At 34.0% G+C, this 14,048-nt stretch carries 12 protein-coding genes and 1 pseudogene; 8 read left to right on the top strand and 5 right to left on the bottom strand.

The window, feature by feature from the left end; all coding sequences use genetic code 11:
* The 3 genes from nrdR to glnK all read right to left on the bottom strand — a co-directional run bounded on the left by nrdR (position 1) and on the right by glnK (position 2,404).
* A complete protein-coding gene (gene nrdR, locus A7P54_RS17430) occupies positions 1–465 on the bottom strand; it encodes a transcriptional regulator NrdR (protein WP_004656377.1) in 465 nt (154 codons plus the stop codon).
* A 126-nt stretch (positions 466–591) separates the two neighbouring features.
* Entirely contained in the window at positions 592–1,998 is a 1,407-nt protein-coding gene (locus A7P54_RS17425; RefSeq protein ID WP_005200614.1) for an ammonium transporter, read from the bottom strand.
* 67 nt (positions 1,999–2,065) lie between these two features.
* Entirely contained in the window at positions 2,066–2,404 is a 339-nt protein-coding gene (gene glnK, locus A7P54_RS17420) for a P-II family nitrogen regulator (protein WP_004656379.1), read from the bottom strand.
* Between the two features lie 275 nt (positions 2,405–2,679).
* Here glnK and A7P54_RS17415 point away from each other — a divergent pair, with 275 nt between their 5' ends.
* From A7P54_RS17415 to A7P54_RS17405, 3 genes and pseudogenes are all read left to right on the top strand, one after another.
* Positions 2,680–2,907 carry an accessory factor UbiK family protein gene (locus A7P54_RS17415; protein WP_004802123.1) on the top strand — a complete coding sequence of 76 codons (228 nt, stop codon included), beginning with the start codon at positions 2,680–2,682 and terminating at the stop codon, positions 2,905–2,907.
* A gap of 69 nt (positions 2,908–2,976) precedes the next feature.
* Positions 2,977–3,816 (top strand): annotated as a pseudogene (locus A7P54_RS17410) (magnesium chelatase domain-containing protein); the annotation flags it as partial.
* A gap of 95 nt (positions 3,817–3,911) precedes the next feature.
* On the top strand, positions 3,912–5,669 hold the full coding sequence (locus A7P54_RS17405; protein WP_171550349.1) for a hypothetical protein: 1,758 nt from the start codon (positions 3,912–3,914) through the stop codon (positions 5,667–5,669).
* A 93-nt stretch (positions 5,670–5,762) separates the two neighbouring features.
* Here A7P54_RS17405 and A7P54_RS17400 read toward each other — a convergent pair whose 3' ends face one another.
* Positions 5,763–6,242: a hypothetical protein gene (locus tag A7P54_RS17400; RefSeq protein ID WP_171550348.1), complete on the bottom strand. Its 480-nt coding sequence runs from the start codon at positions 6,240–6,242 to the stop codon at positions 5,763–5,765.
* 385 nt (positions 6,243–6,627) lie between these two features.
* Here A7P54_RS17400 and A7P54_RS17395 point away from each other — a divergent pair, with 385 nt between their 5' ends.
* The 5 genes from A7P54_RS17395 to A7P54_RS17375 are packed head-to-tail and all read left to right on the top strand — an operon-like array spanning position 6,628 to position 13,225.
* Entirely contained in the window at positions 6,628–7,896 is a 1,269-nt protein-coding gene (locus A7P54_RS17395) for an effector-associated domain EAD1-containing protein (RefSeq protein ID WP_171550347.1), read from the top strand.
* A gap of 17 nt (positions 7,897–7,913) precedes the next feature.
* Positions 7,914–9,017, top strand: a complete 1,104-nt coding sequence (locus tag A7P54_RS17390) for a GTPase-associated system all-helical protein GASH (protein WP_171550346.1) — start codon at positions 7,914–7,916, stop codon at positions 9,015–9,017.
* 8 nt (positions 9,018–9,025) lie between these two features.
* Positions 9,026–9,982 carry a hypothetical protein gene (locus A7P54_RS17385; RefSeq protein ID WP_171550345.1) on the top strand — a complete coding sequence of 319 codons (957 nt, stop codon included), beginning with the start codon at positions 9,026–9,028 and terminating at the stop codon, positions 9,980–9,982.
* Positions 9,975–10,823 carry a hypothetical protein gene (locus A7P54_RS17380; protein WP_171550344.1) on the top strand — a complete coding sequence of 283 codons (849 nt, stop codon included), beginning with the start codon at positions 9,975–9,977 and terminating at the stop codon, positions 10,821–10,823. The genes A7P54_RS17385 and A7P54_RS17380 overlap by 8 nt, the downstream gene beginning before the upstream one ends.
* A 5-nt stretch (positions 10,824–10,828) precedes the next feature.
* The gene (locus A7P54_RS17375; RefSeq protein WP_171550343.1) at positions 10,829–13,225 is read left to right on the top strand and encodes a hypothetical protein; all 2,397 of its coding nucleotides are present in this window, start codon (positions 10,829–10,831) and stop codon (positions 13,223–13,225) included.
* Positions 13,226–13,706: 481 nt separating this feature from the next.
* Here the strand turns inward: A7P54_RS17375 and A7P54_RS17370 are convergent, their stop codons facing one another.
* Complete coding sequence (locus A7P54_RS17370; protein ID WP_171550342.1) at positions 13,707–13,952, bottom strand: type II toxin-antitoxin system RelB/DinJ family antitoxin; 246 nt, start codon at positions 13,950–13,952, stop codon at positions 13,707–13,709.
* Positions 13,953–14,048 lie beyond the last annotated feature (96 nt).

Here is a 14,048-nt window from a genome sequence, read left to right as displayed (position 1 = left end):
TTAAGCTTCATTTTCACGTTGTTGCATTTGCTCAATTTGATGGCGAAATGCTTCTACATCTTGGAAATCTTGGTACACAGAAGCAAATCGAACATAGGCAACGTGATCCAATGCAAATAATGCCTGCATCACGATTTCACCAATGGTTCTGGATTTGACATCACGCTCGCCTAGACGACGAATCTGCGATTGAATATCACTGAGTACAGTTTCAATTTGTTCCTGAGTGACAGGACGTTTTTGTAAGGCATGCATTAAAGAACGGCGTAGTTTGGCCTCATCAAAAGGTTCATTTTTACCGTCTGATTTGATCACGCGAGGCATGACCACATCATAACTTTCAAAGGTGGTAAAACGCTCCCCACAAATGACACACTCACGACGACGACGAATCTGGCAGCCTTCGGCAGCCAAACGGGAGTCTATGACTTTACTATCAGCAGCGTTACAAAATGGACAATGCATAGTTGCGCGATTATTTACTCACTTTGCTTAAGTGTAGCAAAGTTTCTTCAATTGCAGAACTAGCACCCTAAAGCCATAAAAAAACAGCCCCATAAGGCTGTTTTTTTTAATCACATCTTGCACTGATTATTCGATACGTTCGCCATGTTGGCTAAGGTCAAGCCCCATACGCTCATCGTCAGCACTTACACGGATACCAATCACCAGATCAATTACTTTCAGGATAATGAAGGTCACAATTGCGCTATACGCGATTGTCGCTAACACACCTTCAATTTGTACCCACAATTGACCTATAAAGGTCGGTGCAAGTGCGACATTTGCCGCTTTGATGATTTCATCACTGTAGAACACACCAGTAAGAATCGCACCAACGATACCACCAACAGCATGTAAACCAAACGCATCCAGAGCATCATCCGCTTTAAGCAGGCGTTTCAGTGCAGTAATCCCCCAGAAGCACACCACACCACCAATTAAGCCCATGATTAATGCGCCACCTACACCAACGAAACCAGCAGCAGGCGTAATCACCACTAAACCAGCAACCGCACCTGATGCACCACCAAGAACTGATGCTTTACCACGAACAAGACGTTCAACAATGAGCCATGAGAATGCAGCAGCGGCAGCAGCTACTTGAGTTACAAGAATCGCCATACTTGCACGCGCACCAGCACCTAAAGCACTACCACCGTTAAAGCCGAACCAACCTACCCAAATCAAGCTTGCGCCAATCACAGTTAAAGTTAAGTTATGCGGTGCCATAGATTCACGGCCAAGGCCTGTACGTTTCCCTAACATGTATGCTGCAACCAAACCTGCAACACCTGCGTTAATATGAACAACCGTACCACCAGCAAAATCTAATGCGCCTGCTTTGAATAACCAGCCATCAGCCGCCCATACCCAGTGAGTGATTGGTGCATAAACCAAGATTACCCATACTGCGATAAAAGCCATAAATGCTGAATATTTCATACGATCAGCAATCGAACCACTGATAATCGCAACAGTGATGATCGCAAAGGTCATTTGGAAAATAACAAATAAGCTTTCAGGAATTGTTCCACTTAAGGCATCAAAAGCAACGCCATTCAACATCGCCTTGCCCAAGTCGCCCACATAAGCACCTGAACCAGAGAAAGCCAATGAGTAACCGGCAATTACCCAGATTAAGCTCACTAAGATCGCCGCAGAAAGGCTGAACATCATGGTACTGAGTACGTTTTTCTTACGCACCATACCACCATAGAACAGAGCCAAACCAGGAATAGTCATCAACAGAACCAATGCTGTTGAAACAAGAACCCAAGCTGTATCACCCGTATCCACTGTTGCTACAGCAGCAGGAGCAGCCTCTTCAGGAGCTGGAGCTTCAACGGCTACAATTTCAGTTGTTGCAGCACCCGTATCAGCAACGGCTACAGTTTGTTCAGTTACTGGTGTTGATGCAGCATCTTCTGCCCAAACCACCGCTGAACCACCTAAGAGTGCGCCAGATAGACTGAGCGCCATAAGCATTTTTTTCATTCGTGTCCCCCAACCTTATTTTGTGAGCTATTTCTCTTATTTCTAACTCAGCAAAGTTTGTGCCAATTTAGACAGCATCTGGCCCAGTTTCACCCGTACGGATACGGATTACTTGCTCTAAATTCGTGACAAAAATTTTGCCGTCACCAATTTTGCCTGTGCTTGCGACACGAGTGATTGATTCAATGACTGCGTCCACCATTTCATCACTAATTGCAATTTCAATCTTCACTTTCGGTAAGAAATCAACCACATACTCTGCACCACGATACAGTTCTGTATGACCTTTTTGACGTCCGAAACCTTTGACTTCAGTTACGGTAATCCCTTGAACACCAATCTCAGAGAGTGCTTCACGCACATCATCTAATTTAAATGGTTTTACAATTGCAGTTACAAGCTTCATGTTTGTTTTCCTTCGGCTTATTTTCACCAGTAAGGTTTTATGTTCAATTTTCATGCCAATATTTAAAGGTTGGGGGTTTTTAAATATTGGGCACAAGCTTTCTTTATAACCTATTTAGGCTTGAAGATGTAGATAGTGCATCGAAAATAAGTTTCATTTCGCTATATTGAATGAAATCAACCAGTCACTCATCCTTCTGTCCCGAAGTGTGCTAGAGGAATATAGCCAGCAGTGATACACTGAGCAGCAAATATACATAACCTATTGAGCACTTTATGATTGAGACTCTTTTACAGGCAATTTTGCAACAAGTTGACCAACCTAAAAAAGACCTAGAAAAAAACTTACGTGCGTTACTCAGTGAAAGCATCGAAAAGTTAGACCTTGTCTCTAAGCAAGAGCTTGATCGCCAACGAACTGCTCTCAATACGGCCAATCAACGCCTCACTGAGCTGCAACAGCAAATGAAAATACTTGAAGAAATCGTTCAGAATAAAAAATAAGCACCAATTCGGTGCGAATAGCACCGAAAAATGATTAAAAATAAAGCACCACAATGGAACAATAATAAGATGTCTTTTGCAAAAATTTATACGAGAGGCTTATTAGGTCTACACGCCCCACAAATTGAAGTTGAAGTTCATATCAGTTCAGGCTTGCCTTCACTCACAATTGTAGGTCTACCTGAAGCTGCAGTACGTGAAAGTAAAGATCGTGTCCGCTCAGCCATTATTAATAGCGGTTTTCAGTTTCCAACCAAGCGCTTAACCATCAATTTAGCCCCAGCAGATCTCCCTAAAGATGGTTCTAGACTTGATTTACCCATTGCTCTTGGCATCTTGATTGCTTCAGGACAATTACCAGAAAATAGCACTGAAGGCTTTGAATTTATTGGTGAACTGGCATTAGATGGACATTTACGCCCGATTTCAGGCGCATTGACCATCGCGATGGCCTGCCAACAAGCGCAGCACCGTCTGTTACTGCCTAATGGCAATTTAGAAGAGGCCAACCAACTCCCCAATTTTGAGGTATATGCGGCCAATCACCTACAGGATGTCTGTGCACATTTTTCGGGCAATTCTCAAATTACGGCTGCACCACAAAGATCAATTCATGGTTTAACCTCTTATCAACTCGACCTCGCAGATGTTAAAGGACAATTACGACCACGTCGTGCCTTAGAGATTGCAGCAGCTGGTGGGCATTCGCTCTTATTTAAAGGTCCTCCTGGTACAGGTAAAACCTTACTCGCCTCTCGCCTTCCTTCCATTTTACCGCCACTCAATGCACAGGAAAATTTAGAGGTCGCCAGTATTTATTCAGTTGCCAATGCACAACATAGCTTTGGACAACGGCCCTTTCGCGCACCACACCATACTGCATCTGCGATTGCCTTGGTCGGTGGTGGCTGTGAAATACCTAAATAGACTTCATATTCCCTAAATAAATTTCAAAATTCATGATATAAGACTTTATCTAATAATTATTTTAAGTAATTTTACTCATGAACTTTATAGATGCCTTTGGCAAGGAAAGAATTTCTTACCGCAACTCATTAAGTTTGAAAAAAATTTTTGAAGCAAACTCTGATAAACTTTTCAAAAATCATGAATACGTAGTGGTATGGTATAAAAAAATATCAAACAAAAGTAATGATGGTAAAAAGCAAGTAGAAATATTGTTTGTCAATATTTCTACAAAAAAACCATCAAATTTCCAAATTTCTATTAATATATCAATAAATTACTTACATAAAATAAAGATTGGAAGTATTTGGATTAATGGCTCCTCAAAAGAAATTTTTAAAAATGATGTATTTAATATTTCAATGACAGAAGATAATTATTCGATTACATCATTTTATGGAATTAGAAACAGTAGCTTGGTGCATCCATTCCCTGAATCTGCATACCCTATTAATGATTTATTAAATGACAAAAACAAATTAATACTAATTGATTGGAAAAATAAAATTTATATTTTACACCCTCTCACATTCTTTATTGTCCATTATGGTTACTCAATGGAAATTAAAAGAGTTCTGTTATCTTATTTATGGCAAAGCCTAGATAAAAACCACGACTCAGTCCTTAACTTATTTAATATATCAGACCCAAATAGTAGTACTTCTGATAATGTCGTCGTATTACCCAAAAAACTGACTATACGAGATGCAATTTTCTTATACCATTTAAAGAATGATTTATACACTCAAAATAGAGTAAAACATGTCACAAATAGTGCAAGGCATGCTTTAGTGAACACAAACCCACCCTATGATTTTTATCCAGTAATTAGACCATGGCATGATCAGCAAATTGATTTAGAAATAACTGGGATTAAACTTAATGAGTCAACTATATTTTGCACAGGCATCAGTGGTATATCTGAGCCAATTGGACCTGATATCACGCTGATAATGCCGCCTGTATATAAAAAAAATATCCAAGAAATTGAAATTACAACTAAAGATGCAGAAGAGATAGCGATTAAATTACGACGAAAAAAGGAATTAGAAAAAGTACTAATAGACGACTCAAAAAAAGTCAATAATTTACATGTCGCAACAATTAAAGAAAAACTAGGTATTTTAGGAAATTCACGAACCATCCATAAAAATTATGAAATTATAGAAAATGGTGTAGTTAAAAAATATAAATTAATAGAATCTGATGAACCAAAAGAATTTTCCGTCGGAGCTGGTGAAGGTGGTAATGGTAAAACAGGTCTAGCTGATTGTTTCTATGATACTAGGAATGCCATAGGTGATACCTATTCAAATGATGAAAGATTACAAAAGTTATGGGATCATGCCCAAAATCTTAAAGCAGATGAAAATGCTAAAGTTCATTGGTTCACTTTTACTAATGGTTTTAACGATAGTTTAAAGTTTAAAACAATGTCTATGTCTAGTTGCCATCTAAATGATACAACCTCTTATCCTAATGAAGTGCTGATAATCAGAGTCATAATGAACGAATATGTTTATATAGTTATAGATTTTGCACCTGAAAAAAACATAAGTACTGACAAAGAAATGTCTAAACAAGGCGTTGTTATTAAATTACAAGAAAGCATCGAATCTTTTCTCAATGTCCATAATGATACTGGTCTTTCTTCTATTTTAATTCATATAGCTACCATGAACGGAAATATTTCATTTGATTATATAGATAGCTTTAAAGGGAAAATGGTTGGTTTCAGACATCGTGATGGAAAAAATAACAACTGGATTTTAAATTCGATTGGAAGAATAAGCTAAGTTAACATGATTAAACTGCAAATAACAGCAACAAGATAAATCATTAAAATTCATATGACTAGGCTCAAATTAATATTTTAGCTAATAAAATACTCACTTTAAAATTATATATTCCGTAATTATTAGAAAAAAAACTATAATACCTAAAGCACCAACCCCTCCTGAAATAATAAAAATAGATCTAAACAGAGTCCCATAGGTAACAATTTTATTTAAGAAAAATCTTTTTTCATTACTTTTTTCTAAATTAGCTTCTTCATTACAAAAAATCCCTATATCAATTGCAGAGTTTCTTTCTAATTTTTTAAAAACTGCCTCTGACTGTTTAATTAGAAATGATGTCCGTTGATCTAACTTCCAAAAAACCATAGAAGCAATAACTGCAATGATACTAAGCAAGATTCCAACATACGCAAAATTTTTAGATGTCTGTAAAGTTACACCTATAGCTGTGGCTAATCCAGTCATAATAAAAAGATAATAATTGAACATCATTATTCTTTGGTTTGAATGCAATTCAAAATATTTCCACGCATGCTCAACAGCTTGCTCAGAAGCAATCCTATTAGTCATATTATTTATACCAGATAAAAAATATTTAATTGTCTAAAGCGATTGAAGTCATCTAGCTTGACGCAGATCATCTTTTAAAACTCTGTAAGAAGTGATGCACACTGACTAAATTAAACTTTAACATGTTCCGCTAGGAGTTTTTCTAGATAAAAGATCAAATACAACTATGATATATACTTAATCCAATTAGAGATCAACTACATTTAAAAACAAGAATTGTTAAGTGAAAAAACAAGCCCAGAAATCCCTACTATTATAGTACATTTTTTATAAAAAAAATCAAAAAGTTAATTAAATATTTTCATCTAGAAAAACTCCAAATATTGTTTTAAGAAAACAAATTTTGATATATGATTTAGAATTTAACGCAATACAACTATTAAATATGACTGATGTACTTATTATTTGTGCTTTACGAGATGAGTACAATGCCCTACTACAAACACTAGATGGTGAAACCTCTTGGAAAGAAGAAATTGTTGACGGCTGGACTATTGCTAAAACAGAAATAGAGAGTCCATCAGGAATATTGTCAATAATGGCTACTTGGCAAAACTTTATGGGACGAGAGCAAGCGATTGCTGCAACTACCTCTCTACTACAACAAGAAAAGAATATAGTAAAGTGTATTTGTATGACTGGTATTTGTGCAGGAAGACGCGGGAAGGTTCATCTTGGTGATGTTATATTCGCTGACCGACTATGGTCATACGATGCTGGAAAATCTGTTGTAATTGATGGTGTAGAGAGTTTTCAAGGCGATCAACTTCAATTTAGACCTAATCCTAAAATTTTACAAAGAATGCAAAGTTTCAGCTTTAACGAAGCAAGTTGGCTTAACTTAAGACCTGTATACTCATTAGACTATCAAGAAAAATGGTTAATATTACAATTACTTGAAGGCAGCAAGCCTATTGATAATGAAATATTTAAAACCTACTGTCCAAATTTCTCAGATGTAATCAAGCGTTTGCGAAAGCGTAACTGGATCACAGCTCAAGGATTTGAATTAACAGAAAGTGGTTTAAAAGAGGCAACTACGCTAAAAGAAGAAAATCTCTTTGGCTTACCTAATGATCCAGATTTTTCACTTCATATAGCTCCTATAGCTACAGGAAATACTGTTAAAGAAGATGAACAGATATTCGATCATTTAGCTAGTCGTGATATGCGTAAAGTCTTAGGTATAGATATGGAAGCAAGTGGATTAGCTGCATTAGGTGAAATACTAGATATTCCTATAATAATCTCTAAAGCTGTATCTGATTACGCTGATACTTTTAAGGATGATACATATAGACATTTTGCTTCTCGAGCTTCAGCTGAATGCTTGATTAAACTTTTAGTTAATTGTTCTGATTTAATTCTAGATAGAAAAGATAGTAATGAGCTTATTATTGAAGATTCCACATTATCTCATACAAGTCTAATCAATGAGTTATCAAATTTATATTATGATGTAAATAGTATAAGAAGTATTTGGGTTAGATCAGGAGGTAAACCTTCAGATATTTCAAATATCTCAAATGTTTCCGACCTCTGGTTTGAATTAATACATAAAGCGACTAATGGTGCAAATGTTACTGTTAATGATTTAATTCAAAACATTCTGACAGATTTCCCAAAAAATCAATCACTTAAAAAATATTTATAGTCTAGTGGAATTATATAATGAGTATGACTTTTTTAGAAGCTTTAAAAAAAGCAGGTTCTCTTGATAAGCAAATTACCGAAAATGATGAGCGCTTTGATAAAGCAAACGCTGCAGCTGAAGAATTTGCAGAGAAAATGGATCCAAAATTATTAATTGATGGGTGTAATGCTCTAATTAAAGAGTCTTTTTTTGAATCTAATTTAGCAATGCAATCAGCGTACTCTACTTTAGAAAACAATTGGTCAAATGTTGGCTTGGTTTATCAAGAAGATAAGCCTAATAGGCTACTTACGGCCATGGTTCTCTATGCGTGTGAGAAACTCACCAATCAAGATATTGATAATGCTAGTAAATTAGCATTAAATTTAATTGATATTTGGCCATACTTATCCATTAATAATAATCATCTAATTCTTACGAAAGAACAAGTTGATGAATGGAACAAAAAACTTAATATACAGTCATTTTCTGTTTACAAAGAAACTATAGATATTAAAACATTAAGAAACAAAACATTTAAGAATGACGGCTTTCAAAATGAAGGTGAAAACGAAGCCTCGGCTGAAAAAATTGCAAAAAATTTCACAGATACTTTTAAAGAATTAAATGAACAAATAAATTTGGTGTCTTCCTCATTAAAAAGTCCTTTTGAATATCAAAATGAGCAATTAGCAATACTATGGTGGTATGAAGCAAAATACTCGCAAAGTTTTTTTAGAAGTTACCGAGAAATCGACGTCCTACTTAGACCCTTAATAATGGCAATAGATTTATTAACTCTCATTAAAGAATATCCAGCTCCTGTTAGTTCTACTTATATCTTGGCCGAATCCGTTAACCAAACAGAAAATGCAAATTATGATAAAAAGTATCCATTAATTGATATCCTAACAAAAATTAGGGAAAGCAAAGCTGAGCTATTGGCTAAAGATATATTTAATGCTCTTGAGCTTTCTCCAAATAAGAATTGCCTCAATATTAGGGATCTTGTCGTTTCAGCATTTAAAACGGATATCGACATAGAAACTTTAAAGAATCAATGTATTGTGCAAATTGAAGAGATATCTTTACCAGATTTAGCTAAAGCTATTTATAGACAAGAGCAAGCTTACAGGTTATAGGAATCAAAATGTATAAATGTACTAATTCTGAATGTGGCCTAGAAGAAGGCATGAGTTGCGATAAAGGTCATATTTCTCTAAATGATTGTGAATTTATCACTATAACTGAAGAAGCTGATGGGCAATTAATAGATGATCCTGCTAGCTCTATTTATAAAGTTTTTTGGAATGGAACACATCTAGGATTTAAAGGTCTCCAAAAGTTATCAGATGTTCGAAAACCTTTAATTATTGGTATAATAGGTCCAGCAGAAGCTGGAAAGTCTACTATTTTACTCTCGTTATACTTACAAATTTTAAGTGGTAAAAAGCTTAGTTTTGGTGATTTTTGGGCAAGCTATACCCTTGAATCATGGGAAGCTCTAGCAAAAAACTCTAGATTTTCATCCCCATTATCTACACCAGACTTTCCTCTACGCACGCCAAGAGGAGATGCAAGAACACCTGGTTTTTTACATTTATCTTTTCGAGATGAAAACGATGTAATTCGAGATGTTATATTTATAGATGCACCAGGAGAATGGTTCAATCAATGGGCAACTAATCCTAATTTAGCCCAAGGTGCTGATTGGGTGATAACCCATTCAGACTTACTCATTATAACCTCTGATTCAGAAAAGCTTTCAAACAAAGATACTAAAATCCGTGGAGGTACTAGAAATGATATCTCCAGTATTTTTGATCGATTAAAAGACTATCCTTATGCAAAGCATATTGCTTTAATTTGGACTAAAGCTGAAGAAAACAATAATGTCCCAGCAACTATTCATGATTTGATTACACGCAATCTTAACTCGGTTAATTTCTGTCCGAGGTCTAGTCATTCTTGTTCAATAACAAAACCAGATGAAATGTTTAACATAATTAACGAATTAATTTCAAATATTTCAGTAGAACCAACTGAAATCACTGACCATATTCTTGGTAATTCTATATTTGAGTCTTTTAGAGGAAATCATGGATAAAACTAATTCTATTATGGTATTAGGAAAGCCAAATAGCGGTAAAACTGTTTATTCAGCTCAACTATATGGAAGATTAACTCGTGGAGTAGAACAACAAATTACTATACGTAACACTCCAGAAAATCTCGATATTTTTCAAGAGGCCCTAGAGAAGTTAGCTGAAGGTAATAATCCACAAAGAACAACGTCTTCTCAATTTGCAAATGTATCGCTACCTTTGCTAATTAAAAATGAAAAAGAAGTGGATCTCACTTGGTTTGATTATGCTGGTGAACAGTTAACACACATTTTTGAAACTAGATCAGTAAATGAAAAATGGGCCGAGACCCTAATCAATGCAAATGGCTGGATGGTATTTATTCGTCTGAATGATGAAACTAAATATAAACACAAAATTGAAGATTTATTAAAAAATCGAGATTTAAAAAAGAAAGATACGAAAAAAAAAGAAGAACTAGATGCTATAGATGCCAATATCTGGTGGATTGAGCTTTTTCAAATAATACTTCATGTTTGTAATTTAAAAAGAAGCCAAAGAGTTATTAAACCCAAACTTGCAATTATATTATCTTGCTATGATCAGGTATCTAATTCAACAACTACTACACCCAAAGAAATTTTTGAAAAAGAATTACCATTATTAAATCAATTCTTACATTCTAACTGGGGAAAAGATAACATTTCTATATGGGGATTATCTTCATTAGGCACGGCTTTAGATGAAAGCACACAAAATACTTTTGTAGATAATGGCCCTGAAAATCAGGGATGGATTATTGCACCAAATAATCATGAAAAAGAATCTGACCTAACCTCACCTATAGTTTGGATTTATGGTTGATAATAATGGATAAAGTGATTTGGCCACAATATTTAGAATTTGGATATACTTCTCGAGGCCATAAATTAATATCCGAAACTGATATTCAAGTTCCTATCGAGTTAGTTAGTCTAACAGATATTCCTCCCAGCCAGCCTTCAAACTGGGAATATATTCTTAATTGTAGCCCTATAGATACCTATTTTGCTATTTGGTATACAACACCAGATTTAACTCAAAAAAGAGCTGGCTCAGTAAAAAGTAAAGTCGCAATCTGGCCCATCACTCACATATTTGAACAAGAAGAGATTGATACTGTACTCAATAAATTATTAGGTAAAAATGTTATAAGTTTTTCTTTACCTGATGATGAGCGTTTGACTATTTTAAATTCACTGATAGACTCAAACTCTGTATGTTTAACAAACAATTTGGAGCAGTGGCCTAATATTATTAGTTTTTTATGGAAATCTTTATGGCCAAAGTCACGAAAAAATTTATCTCTACATTGTGTTTTTAAAGAGCAAGATACAACATCTTTGTTAAATCCAACATTATATTGTGTATTAGGAAACTATGAACTTTCTTGGACAGATAAGTTTCATAAAATTAAAAATCATGACAAACAAAATAGAAAAAATATTTCAGAGTTTTTATTAGACAAAGAAAGTGAAGGCTTTATATACTTTAAAGACTTAATTTATGATTATAGCAATTTAAATGAATTAAGAATTGTAGACAGGATAATAAATATTTACCAAGAGTACAAAAAAAATCCAAACATATCAAACTCTATTAAGCTATTAAGAGCAAGCTTATCTACAGAAAAGGATAAAAACCCACTAATTTTAAAATTAGTAAAGGAAACTACAGACTTTATAAATGCAAATATAAATAATCTAGATTGTGATCAATTGTTTTCACTCGCCAATATTCCTTTACCTCCAGAATATAACATTGACATATACAATTGGATGATCTCAAATATAAAAAATGATTTCAACATTAAAAAAATTGAAAACATCCTAAAAACAGCGAATGAAAAAAAGTCTTACAAATGGTGGAGTGAAATAGTTTTAGCTGGGTTTAGCTACAATATCAATAAAACCAATGAGTTATTAGCAGAATATTTATCACTATTATCCAATCCCGTAATTTCACAAATTATAGAAAATATTCTTATCGATAATGAATCCTTTGAAACCAAGTTATGTGATGAAACTAAATTTTCAGCAGAAAATATTACCAAAAACTTTTTAGATTTTTGCAAGAAAAATAATTGGCATCATGCACATTCATTAGCCGTAGGATATTTTTATGATGCTAAAGAATCTCTTACACATCAATTGACTTTCAATAATCCGCAGAGCTTACAAAGTTTAGTAGATAATTACCCTAATTCAAAGATAATTTACGCTATCATTGAATATAAAGATACAAGCATTTTAAAATTTGTATCAAATAGAATTTTATTAGATAAAAAGATATTAAATCATATTGACCTTGGAGATTATATTTGGCTTAAAGTATGGCTTAATTGTCTTAACATCGACAATAGAATTATTCCAACTAAAGAAACAAAAGAACATTATATTCACTATATTTTAAATAAAATCATTAGCAATGATAATCCAGAAAAAATTTTCAATAAAATAATCCAAATCATGCATATAGATGACGAAATCTCTAATATTTTTTTAAACTACGAGAATAGACCATTAATATGGTCACATATTGGAAACCCTCAAAAAAACTTAATAGTTAATTCTGTAGCTGAAAAATTATTAACTCTACTAGCAGTTAAAAATATTAGCCAACCTGAACCATTTCTTAGTCAAAAAATTATTCAACTTGCTCAACAAAAAAACTCTTTACCATTAAATACGATTATACAATTAATCCAATGGCACTCTATAAATGAGGAAATTGCAAAATATCTACTTAGTCATGGAAGTTGGCAAAGTCAATCAAATAGGATTGGTATCATTATTAGACAAAAAAGATGGAAAAGTATTGCAAAAGATATCTATTCTTCTTATAAAAATGGGAATAAACAATTTAAAGAAATTATCCCACACATAAAAACTTTACTATCAAGGCCAGAAAGACTGAGGTTGAAACTATTAGAGGCTAGAAGTTTTCCCACACGAAATACAATCGTATCCTCCTCTGAAATTAATGAAATAATTATAGAGCTTTGTGCGGAACTTTTTGCAGATAGGTTACAAACAATATGGCTTAGAGCAGGTGGAAAAGCTAGTGATCTAGTAAATAATGGTACTATTTATGATCAATGGGTTCATGCTATTAATACCGCCTCTCAAGGTAAAATTAATAAATATCCTAAAAGTATAGTTGATATTTTAGCCCATGAATTTCCACGTAATGAAGATGTAAGCAATCTTATTCAACTTCTGGGCTAGGCTTTTTACTTTGTATAAATATAATCTTAGTTTTACTGAGCCTAAATATTTATTTTATTTAAAAGCTTATTTACACTATGAATCATCAAGAAATGCATAATATCCCTTTTCGAATACTACAACATCTTGAGCTATCAGCTCAATACATGAGCTTAGGTATCAAAAACTTATAAAGTATTTAATCAGAATACGTGATTAAAAAAATATGACTAAAGTTGAATTGGCTTCGTCTTTGAAAAAAATCAATCTTATGTCTCAAAAATTGAGAATTTTGATATAATTGAACTGCATGATTGGTTGAATATTTGAAAAATATTGCTTACTCGCCCCCATTTTCAAAGGCACTAACCACTTAGTGGCATGGTAGATGATCTACGGTTGAGTTTTAAACCTAAGTTGCTCACAATCAAGGCCTGGTGTAAGACACATTGCTAGGGGTAAATCATTTCATTCATCTGTAAAGTCCTTATGACGCAAAATCTTATAGGTCATTTAGGGTGATTTCCTCAAATTGATCTTTAGGGTCATTAAGTCGTTTGAGAACAACCTCAAGTAAATCAGCATCTTCGTCAGATACAATAATTTTCTGAATAGGTAATCGTCCAGTCGTAGCAATATATTCTAAGACACTGGTAAAAAAATCATTTGGTGCAATGCCCTGTTCTTTTAGCACTGCATAAGATTTCGCTTTAAGGCTGTCATTAACTCTAAAATATACAGTTGCCATCGTAACTCTCCAAAGCCATGTAATACATACAGTAATGCAAATTGCTTTACAGAGCTATAAACTATAAGAACAGTATGTCAAATACTTGTAAGAATG

This window comes from Acinetobacter sp. Ac_3412 (assembly GCF_013072675.1).
Classification (GTDB): Bacteria; Pseudomonadota; Gammaproteobacteria; order Pseudomonadales; family Moraxellaceae; genus Acinetobacter; species Acinetobacter higginsii.
Note: the sequence above shows the minus strand (reverse complement) of the source record. Positions and strands in the feature narration are given on the sequence as shown.

Bases quoted from the DNA above. Each gene is read 5' to 3' on its own strand.
- nrdR (WP_004656377.1), bottom strand. From the start codon at position 465: ATGCATTGTCCATTTTGTAACGCTGCTGATAGTAAAGTCATAGACTCC.
- A7P54_RS17425 (WP_005200614.1), bottom strand. From the start codon at position 1,998: ATGAAAAAAATGCTTATGGCGCTCAGTCTATCTGGCGCACTCTTAGGT.
- glnK (WP_004656379.1), bottom strand. From the start codon at position 2,404: ATGAAGCTTGTAACTGCAATTGTAAAACCATTTAAATTAGATGATGTG.
- A7P54_RS17415 (WP_004802123.1), top strand. From the start codon at position 2,680: ATGATTGAGACTCTTTTACAGGCAATTTTGCAACAAGTTGACCAACCT.
- A7P54_RS17405 (WP_171550349.1), top strand. From the start codon at position 3,912: ATGAACTTTATAGATGCCTTTGGCAAGGAAAGAATTTCTTACCGCAAC.
- A7P54_RS17400 (WP_171550348.1), bottom strand. From the start codon at position 6,242: ATGACTAATAGGATTGCTTCTGAGCAAGCTGTTGAGCATGCGTGGAAA.
- A7P54_RS17395 (WP_171550347.1), top strand. From the start codon at position 6,628: ATGACTGATGTACTTATTATTTGTGCTTTACGAGATGAGTACAATGCC.
- A7P54_RS17390 (WP_171550346.1), top strand. From the start codon at position 7,914: ATGAGTATGACTTTTTTAGAAGCTTTAAAAAAAGCAGGTTCTCTTGAT.
- A7P54_RS17385 (WP_171550345.1), top strand. From the start codon at position 9,026: ATGTATAAATGTACTAATTCTGAATGTGGCCTAGAAGAAGGCATGAGT.
- A7P54_RS17380 (WP_171550344.1), top strand. From the start codon at position 9,975: ATGGATAAAACTAATTCTATTATGGTATTAGGAAAGCCAAATAGCGGT.
- A7P54_RS17375 (WP_171550343.1), top strand. From the start codon at position 10,829: ATGGATAAAGTGATTTGGCCACAATATTTAGAATTTGGATATACTTCT.
- A7P54_RS17370 (WP_171550342.1), bottom strand. From the start codon at position 13,952: ATGGCAACTGTATATTTTAGAGTTAATGACAGCCTTAAAGCGAAATCT.